Below are 18,410 nucleotides of genomic sequence, written 5' to 3' on the forward strand. Positions count from 1 at the left end.
TGTCGGGGCGCAGGCGAGCGTTCGACCGCGTCCGGGTCACCGTCTTGGCGGCACAGGTTCAACCCGACGTCATCCGTCGGTTGCTGGCCTCAAACTTCGCTGCGAGGCCAACGAAATGGAGGCTGCGTTGAAAAGACTTGCCATCTTTCTTGACGGAACGTTCAACACGCTCAACAACAACACCAACGTGTGGCGCTTGCGCTCCCTCACATCCGAGACGGCGGACCAGCGGGTTTATTACAGCCAAGGCGTCGGCACGATTCGCGGCGAGGTCTTTCGCGACGGCGTCGCAGGCTATGGCATCGACAACGAGATCATCGAAGCCTACACTTGGCTGATCCAGAACTTCGACGACGGCGACGAGATATTCATCTTCGGTTTCAGCCGCGGAGCGTATACGGCTAGAAGCCTTTCCGGCCTGATCAGCAAATGCGGGATCCTGAAACTAGGTGCGCCGCTTTCGATAGAACAGCTTTACGCGCGGTATCGGCTGTATGTGGCGCCGACCATCGGGTCGTTGCTCGGAAAGCCGCTACCGCAGGACGCCTCCCTCGAGGAGAGATGGCTGACGAAGTACTCGAGGCCGACCAAGATCAAGTTTGTTGGCGTTTGGGACACCGTCGGCTCGATGGGCATCCCGCACGGTAGCGCCGAAGCCAAAGTCCACAAGTACCGTTTCCTCGACACGCACCTGCGCCTCGACAACGAATATGCGTTTCACGCGTTGGCACTCGACGAACACCGCGAGGACTTCGAGGCGACGTTCTGGACGCGGACCGTGAAGACAGGAGAGGTGGGCGCTCCCGATCGGCCGGTCGGGAACGTCGAGCAGTGCTGGTTCGTGGGTTGCCACGCGAACGTTGGCGGTGGATACGCGAGCGATCCGTTGTCGCAGCGGCCCTTGGTTTGGTTGATGGATAAGGCCGGAGCGCTGGGACTGGTCTACAGGACGCGGTCGACCTCGACACGGCACAGATCGCGCCGCCAACAACGACTCATACGCAGAGTTCGGAAAGGGGATCTATCACTTCTTCTCGAAGCGGTTCTATCGCTCCGCTGGAGCCACCCCGGAGAAGGGGACGGCGGCGATGACATCGCGCATCAATGAGACGATCGACGGATCGGTATTCGCCCGCTGGCGCGCTGACGAGACCTATCGTCCGCTGAACCTCGTCGCTTGGGCGAAGAGCAAGCAGGTCGACCCCGCCAAATTCGTCGACACCGTGATGGCTGCCGATCCCAATGTTGTCGTGCCATGACGGGGACGCCCGCGGCAAATCGCTCTTGCGCGAGACGGCACGCCTGTTCCCCGCGCACGGCCTCGGTTCCTCCTACGCGAGCGCGCTGCTTCAGGTGAGGCGTGCGGTAAGGTCGGGCGCGCGGAGAGACAGAACAAGGCGGACCATCGGCTCGGACCGTCGGGTCCAATCATTCCGAGTATTGGAGCAGCCGCGGAACGATGACCGTAGAAGGCCGATCGGCGACCTTTCTGCGTTCTAAAATCCGGATTATCGTATGGGAGGCGGCTGACCGAAAATGCTACGAAATACTCTGTGTTTGTCGTGGGCAATCTCTAGCCGCGTCCCGAATTAAGGGGCAAGGAAATCAATAGAAGAGTCTGTTTCGATGCGAGGCCATACTATGGTCAGAGCGGGTAATCGTCCGGACGGTGAGATCGTCTCGCGATCATTTCCTGGCTTTGAGGACCAAATCCACTCGTCGCACTCAATTGGCGCGATAGTAGCCGAACTGGTGAAACTGGACGTTGACGCATCGGCCGCGCTCGAGGGCACCGATCTTACCATTTCTCATCTCGATTCCCACGCGACGAGAGTTTCTTATCGGCAACTCGACAATGTTATTCGCAATGCCCTGAATCTTTCGAGCGATTCAGCGATCGCGCTACATGCCGGTCGGCGGATACATGTAACGTCGTACGGAATGTACGGATATCCGCGCGCCATCGAGAGGGACCCCGGAGATGATAAAGACGCTTCTCGCTCCCATTCGAGCGGTCACGCGGTTTCCTCTCGTTCAATTCGCCGTGGTGATCTTTGTAATCTTTGTGCTGCAGGCCGCCGATGATAGCTCTCTCTTTGGCCAGATTTTCGGTGGCCTAGACAGGCTTGTAGATGAGACAGTTCGGTCGGTTTCGGCTGTTTTCACCGTCAAATCATTCACGAAGTCATGGCTGACATTCGGCTTTATGATCGCCTATGTGTACCTGGCTTTTTGGCTGATGCTGTTAATTTGCGGCGCGGTGATGCGATCTCTAATCGATTACGCGGGCCGGATGAACTTTTTGTGGTCGAGGAATCTGATAGCCAGGTCACGTGGCGTCGCAGCGTACCGCGCGTGGTTGCCCCTTGAGAAGATCCGGCCGCGACATATTCCTCAACAGGCTTGGGAAGAGCAATTTGCCTGGCCTCCGAACGATAGGCCGCCGTACCTGCCGTTGGGGCAGCGTGTCTTGCGAGCGGCGGCGGCATATGTGCTTATAATCACGCTCGCTCTCGTGATCCTTCAGTTCCTTACGCCATTTCACGTACTTACCTGGTTGGGCGCCACGCTAGGCTATCGGACCGGCTGAGACGGGGGGCGACCGGTAAAATCTAGGGTTTGGCCAGCAAGGTAATGTGGTCCGTCGCAGTCGGTCCGGAATTTCCAAACGTCAGCTCGACGTCGACTCGGCCTTCTCCTTCTATTTTGATTGAACCGACGGCATATTCGAATCTTGTCATGGATCCGTCCAAACGTCGCGCGGTGGACCTGATTTCCGTTCGTTTGATTTCCGCTCCATTGAGTTTGACCGAAAGCAAGGCCACCGGGGCGACCGCATCGTCGGGAGCCGCGAGCGAAAGTATACCCGTAGCGGCGAAGCCATCCGGCACGCTATTGTCTTCGACGAGTTCGACGGACACGAATTCGATCGGGAATCTCGCGGAAATTCCTAACTGGCGGCCGACTTCGACTGTCGGAACATTGCCGTTGAAGTCGTTGAAGCCCATCTCGCACCGGAACAGAATGGTTTCAAGCTTTGCTTGAGCGTTCTCGTCGTTGAAGATGCTCATGTGAGGCATGAAGGAGAGAAAGCCACCACCCGGGTTGCCAAAAGTAGCGCTCCGCAGGGTGACAGTTCCGTCGCCACGCCGTTCGACGTAGAGCATCTTTCCTGTTCCGATGGTGACGCTTTGGCGGGTGCCGTTTCGATCTCCGGCAACGATGAAAAGGCCTTCAGCGGGCAAGCCGGTACACGTGGTAGCGTTGCGGATATGTTTCGGGAAACCACCCTCGACGATCTTCCTGAGTTTGGCAGCGGCTTTCAAGGCGTCGGTGGCATGCTCGATTGAGATATCGTGCCTTGCGAGATCGAGCGGCAGGGCGGAGAAATCGGCGGGATCGAGTAAATCTAGCGAACGGGGTTTTGGGCCGTCCGTGGACACGCAGCAGTTTTCGTAGGTAGGCAGCAACTCGTAGAGCGAGGGCCAGGACATCAGCGTCCGTATGATGGTGTCGGTGCCGCCTATTAGCCAGCGCGAGGCGCGGCCCCATCCTAAAAAAGGAGTTGCGACGGCGGTGACCGATCCCCAAAAAGGCGTTCCCATGGTGATGACGGTCTTCACGCGACAATTCCTCGGGAAGTCGCATTTGCCGTCCGGACCCGACGGTGCATCGTATTGGGTGGTGTAGATTAGGGATACCAATCCGCCCATACTGTGCGCGAGGATGTCGATTTCTTTGCCCGCCAGCTCAGGTCTGCTCTTGATGAAGGCATCGAGGTCGGCTGCGGTGTCGAAATTGCTGCGGCGCCAGTCGTAGGGGAACAGAAAGAGGTTTCTATGCTCACCCGAGCGCGAATAACCGAGAGATCGTAGGTATTGCCAGAGCGGCTCGTATACGTCGACCTTCAAGGGCCCCAAAGCGATGAATTGATTTAGTGTGCCGCAAGTTGCTCTGTAGGTGGCATCCGAATTGCCGGGGTCGCATGTGTCGGCCGCCGATATCTTTCGGGGGCCGTCCACGATGCGGAGATTTTCCAGGTGCCGGAGTCCGTCGAGCGTCCCCCAGACGAGCTTGCCATCGATCCACAATTCCGACCCCGCGATCCCGGGGATGACGATCAGGGGACGGGGCGGAGGCGCGTGCGGCTGAGTGTTTCGGTTGCCTGCCGCGTGACAGTCACCTAACCAAAGGCAGGCAATCAAGATCGTGACGACTCTCAACATAGCGATCAATTGGGCAGTTTTTCAGGATTGGGTGGAAGTGGACATTTGTCCGTCAGTGCGAGTTTGAACGTCGGTCCGGAACGGTATCGTAACTGGCAATAGAATTTGTACTGCGCTTCGCGAACGATGGCGGCGCCGCCTCTCATCCCGGTGAAAAATCGCTCGTCTAGCTTGCCGTGGTCCTCGATCGACACGTCCTCGCCAGGATGAGAATTCATCTCGGATGACCTGAGAGCCCCGCAGTAGCCTTCGCTGGTTGATCCGCCTCTGAGCCAGTCGGATTCATTGCGTGGGCCGAGGATGTCGCGATCGTAGCGCTCAACACCATGGCTCGGATCGCGGCAAGCGACCGCGCAAGCCCCGAGAACGAAGCTTCTCAGCTCCCGTACCGACGTGAAGTAGCTCTCTGGGCTAACGCCGAAGGATTGGCCTCCCTTTAGCACGCCGACCAGATGCCACTCATCCTGTTTCTCGACGAGAAATACAGGGCCGCCGCTAAAGCCAGGCCTAGTCTGAGCAGATAATCGCCGGAGCTTCCGATCCTGCGGTTGTCCTTCATTCAGGACGCCCACGTTCAATTCGAGGCGCGGGACGTATCCGCCCTCAGTATTGGAGATACCTGCCACATTCAATTGCGTGCCAACTTGGTCGACGTCGGCATCCGGACAGGTACTCAGTCCTCGCCGCGCCAAACCCTCAAATTCGAGCAGGGCGGTATCCACGTCAGGGACGCTCTTTTGAACGTTCGCTCGCCTGACTTCGGTCAATAGCCCGGTTTGTTGGTCTCTGAACCTTATGACGACGGTGAAGTCGGCTAAGCCAAAGTCGGTTTCGCCCATCCTTCGGGCGGAGCCGCGACGACGTGATTTGCGGTTATTACGCTTCTGGTTGTACCGACGACGAACCCAGTCCCGTTGCGCTCGACGGCGGTCCCGTTGGCCGCCTTTCCGCGCACGGCCACCATCACGATCGCATTCGCGACATCGTTGCGGCTGTCAGCCGCGGCGGCTTGAAGCGATGGCGCCGCTCCAACCAGAGCGATTTATGGGTAATAACAGCCGCACTCTTGTCCTCCGGTCCGTGGTGGTAGTGCCAGCATCGAGGTCGCAATGGTATCCCGCAAGCTCGACGAGGTGAAGTATCTAGTTTACTCACGCCAAGATTGCGTACATACTTCGGCTTTCATCTTTGCGTCCGATTGTTTGAGACTGTTATGTCGAAGATCATTCGAAGGAATGCCTTAGCCGCCTTGGCCGTCATAGCGACGGTGGTGCCATTCTCCCTACGAGCGACTTCGGTCAGATCGTCCGCCCTCCAGGTCGCTGTTCCGCTGACCGACGACAAAGGAAAACCAAGCAACGACATAAGCGGTATCAGTTGCCTGGAGCCGCAAGGCGGAAAACGGACTTGCGTAGTCATCGACGATCAAGGGCGCCTGGCGCAAGTGGCGACGGTCGAAGCATCGACGCTCACGGGCCAAGCCAAGATCAGGCTGATAGGCAAGGCTCACGCGCCGGTTGATATTGCTGGGACCGAGCCAGGCATCGACCCGAAAGTCGTGAAGTGCTCGGCGGGGAAGGACGACTTCAAGGATCTGGACGGAGAGGCTGTCGCTCTCGACGACAAGTTCTTCTATGTCGTCGGCTCCCACGGTTGCTCGCGCAATAGTAACAAATTCCGAACCTCGTCTTTCATTTTGGCGCGTGTCCCGATTGACGTCGTCAGAACCGCCTCTGGCGCGCCCAACAACGTCGATACGATTGGACCAAAATCCACGAGTTACCGCCTTTCGGAGGCGCTTCTCGCGTCGCCGACTCTCAAGGACCACTATGCGCTGGATCTAATGACCAAGAACGGCCTCAACATCGAAGGACTGGCCGTCGCCGGCGGCAAGCTCTATGTGGGCTTGCGGGCACCGGTTATCGGAAAGAAGGCCTATCTGGTCGCCGTCGACCGCGATTGGCTATTCGATGCCTCTCGCCCCGTTGCGCAGGCCGATATCCGCGAAATCGATCTCGATCTGGGGGGCCGAGGGATCCGAGATCTCGCCGTCATGGCGGACGGCCGGCTTCTCGCCCTCGGTGGTCCAGCGCAATCGGACGACTTTTCCTTCGCCTTGTACGCCGTGGAGCCAGCGAGCAAGACGGCGACGCCGATCGCCGAACTCGTCGATGTACCCGACGGCGGAAAGGCGGAAGCGTTGCAAATCTTGGCGCAAGCTCCGACCACGCTCGATCTTCTGGTTCTCTTCGACAGCGCGAAGGGTGGGGCACCCCGAAGGTACCTGATCGACTTGAAATGATGATCGGCGGTGAACAACCGTTCATTCCGGAGGAAGGCGGAAGCAATGCGGACGGTTTCGAATACCATAGCCGGGTCGGCCTCGACGATGGTTTTGCGGAAAATACCGGGTACGCGGCCGTCGATGTTATGCACGACAAGTCTCGGCGCTCCGATGTCGCCGGCGACCTTTTCGAAAAGACGTTCGATCGAGACAGGGTCCGTGGCGTCGCAACCATACCGGCGCACACCGTGCTCCTTCTCGAGAGCCTCAAGAGCGGCTTTATCGGGATTGCGGGCTGCGATGGCGACGCGCATGCCGCTGTTTGAGAACAGGCGAGCGCAGCTTGAGCTGACGCCCGGGCCGCCGCCAATGATGAGCGCAACGCCTCGGCAGAGGGTTTGTTGGACTTGGTCATACCACACGCTATTCTAGGCGGTGTCGCTTTGGCTAGGCGTCAAAAGGCCGGTCCACCGGCGAACATCTGGCCCGTTTCCCTGGCGGATACCCGTCATCCTGCCTATCTAACCTAAATGGATGCTAGGACAGAGTCCCATCTTGCTGCACTGAAGACGGCGCTCCAGACGCTTAAGGACAGCGGCACGGATGGCTTCGAAGGATTGCTCGCGACAGTTCTGTCCGAAGTGTGCGGACAGCCGTTTCGCGTTGCGTCCAGCGGATCACAACGGGGCCGTGACGGCGACTCGGCCTTCGACGAGGGGGCGACTTACTTCGAGGCGAAGCTGTACGAAGATGCGGTTCCCCAAGCCGCCGTGTCCGGCAAGATCGTCGACCTTGCGAACGACGACAAGGGGCAGGTCGATACCTGGATTCTGTGCGCGACCAGCCCGGTGAACTCCCAGCACGCGGACAAGTATCGGGGTTCGCTCGCCGCGATCGGGATAGGCTGCCTGATTCTCGATTGGCCTCCGGGCACACTGCCGCCGCTTGCGGTGCTGCTTGCCATGGCCGCGCCGCGGGTCGAGCGGTTCGTGCTGGATCATTCGCAAGATCCCTCCACTGTGACCGGCATTCGAGACGATCTCGATGCCGTCGCTGCTGACAGCCAGTTCGCCGACATGTCGACCAATCTGAGGTCGATGGTTCGCGATGGAGCGGTCGGGCTCGGCTTGGCGAAGGCCGCCAATCAGGCGGCTCTCGTCAAGGCGTTCTCGGACCGTCGGGAGGCGCGAAGGCTGTTTGGGCAGCCGCTCGCGCCGATGGACAAGTCCGGGCTTGCTTGGGCCGAGCGACCGGCGCTCGTGCAGCGGATTCAGACCGCGATTTCCGGTCCTCCCGATAACCGGGTTGTCCTCGTTCTGGGAGACGAGGGGACCGGCAAATCCTGGCTCGTTGCGAAGGGATGGAGCGCCAGCCAACCCACGCCGTTGCTCGCGGCCTTCATGGCGAGCGACCTGTCGATGCCGGAGGCCATAAATAACCTCGAGGAGTTCCTGGTATCGAAACTTGTGTCGCAGACCGGCGGGATCGTGACGGACGCTATACGCAAGCGTTGGAAACGGCGCTTTGACGGATGGCGGGCGAACCCCGCGCCGAAGCACGTGCGGCTCGTGGTCTGGGTCGATGGGCTTAACCAGGCGATTAGCTTTCCTTGGGCCCGTTGGATCGATGCGATGGCTGGCTTTCTGGAGGAGATCGGCGGCCGGTTGATCGTCACGACGAACAATTGGCATCATTCCCAGATACGCTGGACAGTGACGACGCCATTGGAGCGCGTGATAGTCGCTGATTGGTCGGAGGCCGAGCTCAAGGGGATTCTTGAGGCCAGGGGAATCAGGTCGGATGTCTTGGCGGCCGAGGTTTTCGGGTTTTTGCGGAATCCTAGGATTCTAGGGATCGCTGTCGAGCTTCTCGACGCCAGGGAAATCGAACGTGTCGACGAATTGACCGTCGGCCGACTGCTGTTCGAGCACCTCCGTCGGCACGATGCTGACCCTACAAGCGCCGGCTCAGCGCTTGATTTCGCGAAGACGCTCAAGTCGCATGCCGAAGAGATGCTTGAGCGGCTGAAAAGCCAGAATCATGACGATCTCACGATCTTCGACCTGGGAAAGGAACTCAACGCGGTTTCGAGGAGCCGCTTCTTCGAGCCGGTGGAAGGCGAAAGCGATCTGTACGCCGTGCGGAAGGAAGGACTTCCCTTGGCGCTCGGCCTGGCTTTGACGAGCGTTCTTCGCAAGGAGCTGCGGGCCAATCGAGACCCCGAGGCCAAACTAGCCGAGGTGATGGAGCCCATCAGTGCCCTTTCGGAGACCTCCGATGTGGTCTTCGCAGCGTTGCAGATTTCCTTTCTTCAGGAAGGTTGCCCCATCGAGGTGCAGGCGGCGTTGGCAAAATATTTCGTCGGCTTGCAGAATGTATCCGATGATCTTTATCCGGCGTTCGAGGCGATGGCGAAGCGATCTCCAGAGCCATTCTTGAGGGCGACGCACGACGCCGCGTTTTCTCTGGTTATGCTGCCAAACTCCAGATGGCTCATAGTAGCGCTGCTTTCGGCATCGGCAGATCCAAAGCATGCCGCGGAGATAGCCCGCCAGGCGCTGGAGTGGCTAGCCCGCCATTCTCTAGTACCCACTTTTCTTGGAACGTGAGTCGTGATTCAAGGTCGGGATGATACCCGAAGCAAGAGAAGTCCGCCTTTCGAGGCAAGATCGCAAGGTGCTAGAGGCGTGTTGTCGCTCACCGATGACATTGCAGCGCGATTTGAAGCGGGCGCGGATAGTCTTGTTGGCGGCGGACGGGCGCAGCACCCGGTCGATCGCCAAGGAAGTTGGGGTCCAGCCGCGGATTGTCAGCCTTTGGCGGCATCGCTATGCCGACCATGGCCTTGAAGGGCTGCAAGACAAGCCGCGACCGGGCAAGCAGCCGATCTATACGAAGACGACCGACAAGCGGATTCTGAAGCTGTTGGATAAGCCGCCGCCGCACGGGTTTGCGCGCTGGACCGGTCCTCTGCTGGCCGGAGCGCTGGGCGATGTTGACGTCCAATATGTCTGGCGGTTCCTGCGCAGCCACAAGATTGACCTCGCGGCTCGCAAGTCCTGGTGCGAGAGCAACGACCCGAACTTTACGGCCAAGGCCGCCGATGTTGTCGGCCTCTACGTCGCCCCGCCGGCGAAGGCCATTGTGCTATGCGTGGACGAGAAGCCTTCGATCCAGGCTTTGGAGCGAGCGCAGGGTTATCTGAAGTTGCCCAATGGCCGCGCCTTGACCGGCCAGAGCCACGATTACAAGCGGCATGGCACCACAACATTGTTTGCGGCGCTCGAAGTCGCCACCGGAAAGATCATCGCAACGCATTCAAAACGCCGTCGCCGCGTCGAGTTTCTCGATTTCATGAACAGCCTCACCGCGGCCTTTCCGAGCCGCCAGCTTCACGTCATCCTCGACAACCTTAACACCCACAAGAAGAACGAGGACTGGCTCAAGGCCCACCCCAACGTGCAATTTCATTTCACGCCGACAAGTGCGTCCTGGCTCAATCAGGTCGAGGTATGGTTTTCGATCTTGCAGGGGCAGTCGCTCAGCGGCACCTCCTTCACAAGCCTCAAGCAGCTTCAGGACCACATCGATGCCTACGTCAACGCGTACAACGACAAAGCCGAGCCCTTCGTCTGGACCAAGAAAAAGGTCCGTCAACGCCGTTTCAAAGGCCGCCGTATCACTCAGCTCTGATTCCGGGTACTAGCGCCCGAGGTAGGCACGTTCCGTCATTCGAGTGGCGATCCGGCAAAGGACGCCGCGGAATCGGAACGGCTGAAGCAGGAGCTCGAGACTCGCCGCTCGGCCTTGTCGGAGGCTGAACGCGAATTTATCGGCAAGCAACTGAAGGAAGACTCCCGAAAAGGTCTGCCGCAGCTCCATTCGTATGCCCTCGAGCTCATGGCGGGAAAGCCACTAGCGCCCGCCATCCCCGCGCTTATGGGATGGGCCGTCGCCAGCGCCTTGAATCCGGACTTCGACCGACCGGATAAGCATTTCCGACATCTCATGCGTTTCAATGCCGTTGATTGGTTGCCGATGCGGGATGCCGTCCGAACCGCTTGCGAGCCGTTTCTGGCGACGGAGGCGTCGAATACGGGCAAGCGCGCGGCGGCCACCATGTTGAGTGCGACCGGAGATCCGGACGATGCGGCGCAAGCGCATGCCATTTTCGGGACTATCACCCCCGACCGACCGCGCTTTTCCTTGAATGACCCGCTCTACAGTGCGGTCGATCCTTGCGATCCGACCGCAACACAAGCGCCGGAGAATATCGGTGCAATCGTTACGGCCAGCAGGAACGCCAACGTTGCGGAGCTGAGCACAGGCCTTGGCATGACCCCTCAGGATCACCAGGTCACCAGGTCCATGCCCGCTCTTGCCCGCTTCGAGCCAGCCACGGCCGTCGAACTTCGCCATAAGTTCGCCCGGCAGGCGCTCGATCGGGCGAACGTGCTGTCGTTGAGGCAGGCCATGATGGCGCTATTGAAGGACAGTGCGATCCTGGAGCCGGAAATCGTAACCCGACTGGTTTCGATCGGCTCTTCGCCGCCGGCGTCCGAATTCTTGACGGACAAGGGCGGGGTTCGAGACGAATGGCTCGTGCAGCAGTATGCCCTTCGCGCAGCCTTTCCGCACCGGAGCGGCGATGAGCAGCTCCGGGCGCTGGAGGCCGGAGGAGGCAACGAGGCATTGCTAGATCTGCTGGAGGCTACGTCACCCGCCAGCGAGACGGAGATTGACGCTGCTCTGGATCGCGCACTCACATCCCGCGACAACAACAGATTGGCGATGGTCGTAAACTTCGCTCAGTTCAGCAAAAGCTCCCTGTCGAATGCGGCGAAATCCCGACTCATTCCCTTGCTCTCGTCCCCCGATGGTGGAATGAGAATGAGAGCATTGGCGCTCGCCGCGCGGTCTCGAGACCCAGTTCTGTTGAAGCAGTTTCTGGCGACGGGCTGGGACGCCGCGAATTGCGACGCGAAGAACGGCCATCGTGAGATCTGGTATGGCTCGCGGTGCCTGCTGGTAGCCGCCGAGTTGGGCTTGATCGGCGCCGCCGAGGCCGTTGGTCGCATGGGGCCGAACTTCTATGGCTTCGCGGCGCAGTTGAGCGATGAGGGCGCCAAATCGGTCGCCGATAGGGTCGATGTCGCATTCCACCGTGCGATCGGTGTGAACGACATCCCTGAATTTCCCCTGGTGCAGCAGCCAGTCACCGCGATCGAGGGGCAGGAGCCGCCGCTTCTGTCCTTGGTGGATCAGCCGGCCCGCGACATGCAGCAGGCATTCGAGAGACTGGGAGAAGATGATGACGCGTTTCAGCAACGGCAGAAGCGCTCTTGGAAGGCCTTCGACCGCTTCGTCGATCACGTTACTCTCGCCGACGCCCGGATCATCCTGGACGATTTCTCCTGGGGAGGATTCGATGCGATTGTAGCCCGGATGCCTTCTCTCGCGGAGAGTTGGAAGCAAGCGTTGCTGGTCGCCGGCGAGGGAGTGTTCCGCGCCATGCATGCATTCGCAACGGGGCTCGCGAGGGCAATCGCGCCAAGCGATCCCGCGGGTGCTGCAGAGCTGTTCGCTCGAACGGCCTCGCTTCGACCTTTCGTAAACCGTGTCATCGGCGTATCGAGCATTCCCGCGGAGGCCGTTGCGGCCTGGTCCCGTGCTTCGATCACGGAGGTGCGTAAATTGTGCTTCGCCCGACTCGACGCGGCCGCGAACGACTCCTTGACCCCGCGGGTCACTTCAAATTCCTCCGGGTGAGGTCAGTCAAATTCCTCCACCCGCGAGGCAGGACATGGTGATTGTTAGTTTGACATTGTCTCCCGGGCAAGGGCTTCAGCGGCCTCTTTGAGCCGATAGCTGCGTCCGTCGAACTCAAGCAGATGGCAATGATGCATCAGGCGATCGAGGATCGTCGTGCTCATGGTGTTGTCCCCCAGGTATGTCCCCCAGTCTTGCACGACGCGATTGGAGGTGACGATGACGCTGCGGCGCAGTTTGTAGCGCTGATGGATCAGGGTCTGCAGCAATGCGCCGGCGTCGTCAGGGATGGCGCGTGCGAGGAACAGATCGTCCAGCACGAGGAGATCGCAGTCGATGATGGTTCGCAGCCGGACCTCGCGTTGTGCCGGGGAGTTCATGGCGTAGCGGTGGAAGAAGTCGTCGGTCTCAAGATACTGGATCTTGTGGCTTTGCAGGATTGCCTGATAGGCAATCGCCTTGGCGATGTAGGACTTCCCGGTGCCAGGTTTGCCGACAAGCAGCGCGTTCTCGCCAGCGGCAATGAACGCCAGGGTGTGGAGCTGGAAGCAGGTTTGGCGCGGCAATTTGGGATTGAAGGACCAGTCGAACTCGGCGAGCGTCAGCTTTTCGTCGAGCCCGGATTGCTGGTAGCGGCGCTCGATGAGGCGGGACTGACGACGGTCGAGTTCGTCCTGCAGGATCAGGGAGAAGGTCTCGAGGAATGGCTGGTTGGCGCCCTGCGCCTGCAGCACGCGCGTCTGCAGCGTGTCGCGGACGCCCGACAGGCGCAGCTGTCGCAGGCAACGCTCAATTTCCGGCATGGTCATCATGTGGCTGGGTCTCCAGTTTGAGGTGAGAAGATGCAGCGGGAGCGCTCGTGGCGCCGGAGCTGGCCGGGGTTGCGCAGGCGACACGAGCGTGGCTGTCGTGAGCCTCGGCCTGCCGGCCATTGTCGCCGGCATCGTGCCGCACGGCACGGCTGAAGAGATCGCCGTATTCGGCCGGGGCACGGATCAGCGGATGATCCTGGGTGAGCGGCGATGCCGGTTGTGGCGTCGCTCCAACCTGCTCGATCGCCTGTTCGAACAACCGCTCGACGGTCGCACGCACGTGCTTGTAGCGGTAGATGCGGTTGTCGATGGCGTGCGCGCAGGCTTGCTCGACCAGCCGCGCCGGATACTTCCGGCTCAGCCCGACAATGCCCCACATCGCGCGCTGTCCGGGACGTCCCTCGGTGTCGAACACCTGCTGGCACAACGCCTTGGTCTGCGGCCCGATGCGCTCGGCGCTCGCCAGCAACACGGCGGTTTGCCGCGACGGATTGAACGGCCGTTCGTTGGTTGGCAGGACGACAGAACCGGGGTGCGTCATCCTGGAATGAACACGCAGCAGCGCACGGGTGTGGCGATCACGGATCTCGATCATGGAGGCGTAGATCCGCACAACGACCTGGCTGCCGATGGGCGCGGGTCGCGCGGCGTAATAGCTGTTGTCGACGCGTACGGTGGTGTCGTCGCAGACGGTCCGAACGACCTCGGTGAAGATGCGGAGGGGCGCGACAGGCAGCGGCCGCAGGTGCGGCTTCTCCTCCTGGAACATGGCCTCGACCTGACGGCGCGTGCTGCCGTGGATGCGCCTGGAAGCCCAGTTCTCCTCCCAATGCCGCAAGAACTCGTTCTGCGCTTCCAGTGTCTCGAAGCGCCGTCCAGCCAGCGCGGTGCCCTGGGTATGTTGAATCGCATTCTCGACGCATCCTTTCCGATTGGGGTCGGCCACCCGCGCGGGATCGGCGACCACGGCGTAATGAGCCAGCATCGCGCTGTAAATCGGGTTGAGCTCGGGCTCGTACAGATCGGGCTTGAGGACACCTTCCTTCAGATTGTCGAGCACGACATATCTGACAACGCCGCCAAAATACCGGAACGCTTCTTCGTGAAGCTGCGCCCAGACTTGCTGGCTGGATTGCCAGACCACTCGCCGGAAGCTGCGCCGCGAGTAGCGCAGCGTCATCACGAACAGGCGGGGGCGGCGGTACCGGCCGCTCCTGGGATCGATCGTCAGAGCGCCCTCGCCATAGTCGACTTGAGCCTCCTCGCCGGGGAGGAACTCAAGTCGATCAAACTGCTCGGGATCGCTGTGGCGCAACGTGCGGACAAACCGCTTGACGCTCTGGTAGCTGGACGGAAAGCCAAATTGATCGACCAGGTCCTGGTAAATCGCCTGCGCATTCCGCTTCAGGCGGACCTGTCCTTCGATCCACGTCCGATGCGGTTCGCAGGCCGAGCGGGCCAGGCTGCTGCTGACCGTCGCTTCCGATGCCCCAAAAGCCGGTGGTCGGGGTGGAGGAATTTGGCCGTCCTCGCTCACCGGGCCGGTGGTCACTTCCCCGGGGGAATTTGCCTCCGCACCAGCCCGCAGCGCCCGGTAACGCCGGATCGTCTTGCGATCGACCCCCGTCAACCTGTGGATCTCGCGCTGGCTGGCGTTGCGATCGAGTAGCGTAAATACCGTGCTTTGCAGGTGTGGCTTCAAGACGTTCAACTCCCCGGTCCCTTGCTGGCTAGACTAAAGGGACCGAAAATAAACGTCCTGCCTGACCGCTACCGCTGTTCAGCGGCGCTGACGGCGATCATCAGGTGGGGGAGTTTCAAGTGACCATACCCGGGGGATTTTGACCGACCCACGGGGCCTTGATAGCTTCGGAGGTTCTCGCCGCGCATGAGGCCGGAGCGCAAGCGTTCATTCAGCAATACGTCGACGAAAGGTTGGCGATCCAGGAGCCGGCAAAGACGGCGCGGGCTCTTCTTGTCTGTGGATTTTCAGACCTGAATGAACATGCCACCCGTACGCTGCAGCGGTTCGAGGCTTGCGAAGGATTTGTCGGGCAAGCCTACGGGGCGGCAACTTATGCCTATCATAGGAACGCATGGGCACGGCATTGGTACGGGATGATGAAGTCTGCCACGAGCCCTGAGGAATTCTGGAGCTGCGCCGTCCTATTCGCGAAGATCGTCGACGGTCGCTTCGATTTGTGGCACGCGGAGTGCGGATCGCCGGGTGAAGTCTTCGCGCGCTTCATGACCACCATCGATGATAGCGTCAATTCACGCATCAAGAAGTGGCAGTCCGAGCGGCAATCCAAGCTCTTTGGCGGAGACATTCCGGATCCGATCTTCACGTTCGGGCAAAGCGGGTCCTAGTTGCCGGGAGCCTTCGCGCCACGGCACTATCCCTTCTCATCAATCGCTTCGGAAGGGCTGTCGAATGGCAAGCGGATGTGTCGCCGATGTTCGTACAGCGGGATCATACAAAGTTGGAAGATCAGCCAGCACGCATACAGCGAGTCGTCCGAGTATGGCTCTCCGTCGTGTAGCAGTCCATGGGCTATCGAGTGACGGATATAGGGCCCCGGCTTCTTGAGGAAGACGTTCTCGATGTCGGTCGTGATGGGGCTGCCGAAGATCGAATCCAGCTCCGGTCGCATCTGCTCGAACAGTGCGGATATCGTTCGGTCCTCCTGAATCTTCGTGGCATCGTCCAATTTTGTGACGTCGTGGCTGTGCGCTCTGAGTACGTGCCGAAGCGAAGCTTCCAGCAAAGGCGTCAGGATGTAGAGAGCGCTAATGAAGTCGCCGCGGAAGAAGCATGTAAAACCGTGGCTGTAGGTCATGACGAGCCCCCGCGGTACGAAGGGGCTGAATTCCAATAGCGCTGCGAAGATCTCCTCGGACAAGTAGTGGTTCGAAACGATGGATTGCCTAGCTACTTCGATCTCGGCAGAAGCCGTAATATGGCGGCGTAGCCCCTCATCGCGCGCGATTTGTTGACGCAGCGTCGAGTCATCCTGCGTTTCGCCAAAGTTGCCCCCTTCGCTGCGATAGATGACCTTGCCATCGCGGTCGTGGTGACTGCCGCCAAATAGGGACGAGAACGGATGCTCTCGGATGGCCTTCTCCGCCTCGGCTATAAGTTGATCCGGATCCGGAGAATGACTGAGGCCCGCGAACGTGAAGAGTTTGTCGAGCAAAGTAGGCTTTTGCATCCTCTTCTCGACCTCTTTGGCGATATCTTCGAGGTCCATCGGAATTGCAAAAGGCGACATTTCGTCGGCGATGCCCGCCTGAATATCCACCAGGAGATGCCGCAACTCCTTCCGGCGATCCTTGCTGCCTGGCAAGCCGTGCAGCTCTTGGATGGCTTCCGTAAGCGTATGAGCAGCCAACATGGCCGAAGGCTGGCGCTTGGCCATCGCGACCAGCAGCTCGCCTGCCGTTGACCGGCAACGGTTCGCGTCGTCGTCGTGTTTGGCCTTATGGTAAGCTCGGGCGGAAAGGCGCCAAAGCTCCACTAAGATGTGGTCGTCAGCGCCGGCGGGGAGGCCGGCGATCAAGTTTTCGACCTCCTTGCCGACTTCGGCTGCATCCGAGATCCCGAAGTGAAGGTCGAGACGCCCGAACATCAGGGCGGGACTAGTCAGTCGCTTCGCGATCGCTCGCTTCCGCAACGCCACGACGAGCTTCTGCGCGTCCGAAGGGCCATTCTTGTCCATTTTGGTGGCGCGACCGATGAAAAGGGCCCGCTTGAGCAGATCGCGCGCCTCGTGCCGTAGGGCGCCGGTCTCGTTCTCGTCGAAACGCAACTTGAGGATGCCGGCATCGACCTTGGAGACAACTTCGACGTAGGCGGTCGCGGCACATACTCCGATCCGTCGTCGTTTAAGATCGAGCAGCCAGCACAGGTCCGCGAGCCGGGCTCGCAACACAGGGTGCTGTGCCCGCTCGGCCATCGCGGCCAGGGAATCAATCGCGCCACGAAAATCGGCCGGTGTCGCCGAGCGCCGACCGTCTGCCCAGACGATCATTGCAGCGAAAGGGTCGTTTGGCTCGTTGGCCTTGAAATGCATTCCCATGGCCCCAGCGAGCATGGAGTAAACACGGAACGTTGGGGTCTCGGGTTCGGGCTGCGTGTCGGGGAGAGCGCGTCGGTATAGGTCTCCCAGCTCGGCCGCATCGGCGCTGTCCAATGACCGAACCAGCTCTTCGAAGTCGACCTGCGTGACGTCATTCAAGGTCGCCCTGGCCCACGGAGGGGGCGGTGGCGCGGTGTTCTCGGGGCTATCGTCGATCGTAGGGCTCTCGTCGCTCAAGTCGTCTCCTGGACGTTTATGCAATGAGGGTTTGCCGCTCCGTGCAATTGCGCCCGGCGGCAGCACTAAAGGTTGTTCCCCATATGCTCACTCGTCGAGCGATTTCAATGTGGCGGGAGCTTTGTCACGGATGCCTTCCCGACTATTTTGCCTTGGGGCGCCGCGGTGTCGAATTCGGGACTTCATCGGCCGCGCGAGAAAGGACAAACGCACGCTGCAGAAAGTTTTCTATGATGTCGACGATGTGTCCGAGTCGCTCGGCAGTGGGTGTGTATCCTCGGTGAGCAGACGCGTTGCCTGCGTCTGCAACGGCCTCGAGAGTTGTCTTTTCGCGAGGGCTGATGAATCCGCGATCGACCAAGCCGGATAGCTTGCCCTCGAAGCCGCCTTTAGGATCCTGCTCCAGCAGCAGATGGCCGGCCCTGTCCAATAGCGTACGTGCGCCGACGGACGCTAAGACCTCATCCCGGCATTCAGCGGCAGATAGAGTTCATCCATAACGTTTCTCAGCACTTCATCGCTGATCATGTCCGACCAGGCGGGCTTCGGACGAAGGGATGGCGCACCGCGGGTGGGTGACCCAGATCCCGTCGACCATGTCGAAATGCTCGACGTTTCGCGGGCGCGCCTGCGAGACGATCACGGCGATATCGGCGCCGCTGAGCGACCGAAGGCGCCGGCCTGCCCGATATGATCCGTAGGCAAGCGACCATGATACAGAGAAAGGCCGACTTGCACGTGAAGGAGCTGCAGTTCGAGCGGCGGCGAAAGCTTTCGGATCTGGCGACAACCCTGGAAGAGCAGCAAGGCGCCCGACATCGCCATGAGTGGAATGGCAGATCTTCTCAAATTTCAAAATCCGTTGCCGGAACGCTTCGACGCCTACCTTTCGACTACCGTGCGAAGCTTGCCGCAGCTTCGCGAGATCGGTAGCCCTCATCGTAGGCACTCCTGCTACCCAAGATTCTAAGATCGCATGCTGCAAGACGCGAGGGAGCAAGGC

16 protein-coding genes and 1 pseudogene are annotated in these 18,410 nt (G+C 60.1%); 9 read left to right on the forward strand and 8 right to left on the reverse strand.

The features are described 5' to 3' along the window. Positions 1-127: 127 nt before the first annotated feature. The 4 genes from ACE10X_RS09795 (at position 128) to ACE10X_RS09810 (ending at position 2,590) form a co-directional block, all read left to right on the forward strand. Positions 128-1,108 (forward strand): DUF2235 domain-containing protein, encoded by a 981-nt coding sequence (locus ACE10X_RS09795; protein WP_202948944.1) that lies wholly within the window; start codon positions 128-130, stop codon positions 1,106-1,108. Beyond that, on the forward strand, positions 1,089-1,259 hold the full coding sequence (locus tag ACE10X_RS09800) for a hypothetical protein (RefSeq protein ID WP_202948943.1): 171 nt from the start codon (positions 1,089-1,091) through the stop codon (positions 1,257-1,259). Before ACE10X_RS09795 ends, ACE10X_RS09800 begins: the two co-directional genes overlap by 20 nt. A 382-nt stretch (positions 1,260-1,641) precedes the next feature. After that, positions 1,642-2,085 (forward strand): AraC family transcriptional regulator ligand-binding domain-containing protein, encoded by a 444-nt coding sequence (locus ACE10X_RS09805; RefSeq protein WP_157788158.1) that lies wholly within the window; start codon positions 1,642-1,644, stop codon positions 2,083-2,085. Further along, positions 1,982-2,590: a hypothetical protein gene (locus tag ACE10X_RS09810; RefSeq protein WP_028343746.1), complete on the forward strand. Its 609-nt coding sequence runs from the start codon at positions 1,982-1,984 to the stop codon at positions 2,588-2,590. The genes ACE10X_RS09805 and ACE10X_RS09810 overlap by 104 nt, the downstream gene beginning before the upstream one ends. 22 nt (positions 2,591-2,612) lie before the next feature. On the opposite strand, the gene ACE10X_RS09815 is transcribed toward ACE10X_RS09810, so the two are convergent. Together ACE10X_RS09815 and ACE10X_RS09820 are read right to left on the reverse strand one after the other, a co-directional pair. Continuing rightward, complete coding sequence (locus tag ACE10X_RS09815) at positions 2,613-4,091, reverse strand: triacylglycerol lipase (protein ID WP_157788156.1); 1,479 nt, start codon at positions 4,089-4,091, stop codon at positions 2,613-2,615. A 140-nt stretch (positions 4,092-4,231) separates the two neighbouring features. Beyond that, a complete protein-coding gene (locus ACE10X_RS09820; RefSeq protein WP_028343744.1) occupies positions 4,232-5,065 on the reverse strand; it encodes a serine protease in 834 nt (277 codons plus the stop codon). Positions 5,066-5,439: 374 nt separating this feature from the next. Here ACE10X_RS09820 and ACE10X_RS09825 point away from each other — a divergent pair, with 374 nt between their 5' ends. Next, positions 5,440-6,528 (forward strand): DUF3616 domain-containing protein, encoded by a 1,089-nt coding sequence (locus ACE10X_RS09825; protein WP_051003292.1) that lies wholly within the window; start codon positions 5,440-5,442, stop codon positions 6,526-6,528. 131 nt (positions 6,529-6,659) lie between these two features. Here the strand turns inward: ACE10X_RS09825 and ACE10X_RS09830 are convergent. After that, positions 6,660-6,932: pseudogene (locus ACE10X_RS09830) on the reverse strand (SDR family oxidoreductase); the annotation flags it as partial. 108 nt (positions 6,933-7,040) lie between these two features. Between ACE10X_RS09830 and ACE10X_RS09835 the strand changes: the two are divergent. From ACE10X_RS09835 to ACE10X_RS09845, 3 genes are all read left to right on the forward strand, one after another. Further along, positions 7,041-9,119, forward strand: coding sequence for a hypothetical protein (locus ACE10X_RS09835; RefSeq protein WP_304498898.1), 2,079 nt, complete (start codon positions 7,041-7,043; stop codon positions 9,117-9,119). 19 nt (positions 9,120-9,138) lie between these two features. Then, the gene (locus ACE10X_RS09840; RefSeq protein WP_038380919.1) at positions 9,139-10,203 is read left to right on the forward strand and encodes an IS630 family transposase; all 1,065 of its coding nucleotides are present in this window, start codon (positions 9,139-9,141) and stop codon (positions 10,201-10,203) included. Positions 10,204-10,317: 114 nt separating this feature from the next. After that, positions 10,318-12,279 (forward strand): hypothetical protein, encoded by a 1,962-nt coding sequence (locus ACE10X_RS09845; RefSeq protein WP_375764170.1) that lies wholly within the window; start codon positions 10,318-10,320, stop codon positions 12,277-12,279. A 44-nt stretch (positions 12,280-12,323) separates the two neighbouring features. Here the strand turns inward: ACE10X_RS09845 and istB are convergent, their stop codons facing one another. Both istB and istA read right to left on the reverse strand, forming a co-directional pair. Further along, positions 12,324-13,091 carry an IS21-like element IS1631 family helper ATPase IstB gene (gene istB, locus ACE10X_RS09850; RefSeq protein ID WP_209946072.1) on the reverse strand — a complete coding sequence of 256 codons (768 nt, stop codon included), beginning with the start codon at positions 13,089-13,091 and terminating at the stop codon, positions 12,324-12,326. After that, entirely contained in the window at positions 13,069-14,802 is a 1,734-nt protein-coding gene (gene istA / locus ACE10X_RS09855) for an IS21 family transposase (protein ID WP_209946074.1), read from the reverse strand. The genes istB and istA overlap by 23 nt, the downstream gene beginning before the upstream one ends. A 224-nt stretch (positions 14,803-15,026) precedes the next feature. Here istA and ACE10X_RS09860 point away from each other — a divergent pair, with 224 nt between their 5' ends. After that, complete coding sequence (locus ACE10X_RS09860; protein WP_375764171.1) at positions 15,027-15,461, forward strand: hypothetical protein; 435 nt, start codon at positions 15,027-15,029, stop codon at positions 15,459-15,461. Positions 15,462-15,487: 26 nt separating this feature from the next. Here the strand turns inward: ACE10X_RS09860 and ACE10X_RS09865 are convergent, their stop codons facing one another. The 3 genes from ACE10X_RS09865 to ACE10X_RS09875 form a co-directional block, all read right to left on the reverse strand. Then, positions 15,488-17,185, reverse strand: coding sequence for a hypothetical protein (locus tag ACE10X_RS09865; RefSeq protein ID WP_051003288.1), 1,698 nt, complete (start codon positions 17,183-17,185; stop codon positions 15,488-15,490). Between the two features lie 364 nt (positions 17,186-17,549). Beyond that, the gene (locus ACE10X_RS09870; protein ID WP_080583582.1) at positions 17,550-17,837 is read right to left on the reverse strand and encodes a DUF4145 domain-containing protein; all 288 of its coding nucleotides are present in this window, start codon (positions 17,835-17,837) and stop codon (positions 17,550-17,552) included. A gap of 84 nt (positions 17,838-17,921) precedes the next feature. Then, positions 17,922-18,347: a DUF2130 domain-containing protein gene (locus ACE10X_RS09875; RefSeq protein WP_209910182.1), complete on the reverse strand. Its 426-nt coding sequence runs from the start codon at positions 18,345-18,347 to the stop codon at positions 17,922-17,924. Positions 18,348-18,410: the final 63 nt, after the last annotated feature.

The sequence above is a fragment of the Bradyrhizobium sp. Pha-3 genome (assembly GCF_042258325.1).
Taxonomy (GTDB): Bacteria; Pseudomonadota; Alphaproteobacteria; order Rhizobiales; family Xanthobacteraceae; genus Bradyrhizobium; species Bradyrhizobium elkanii.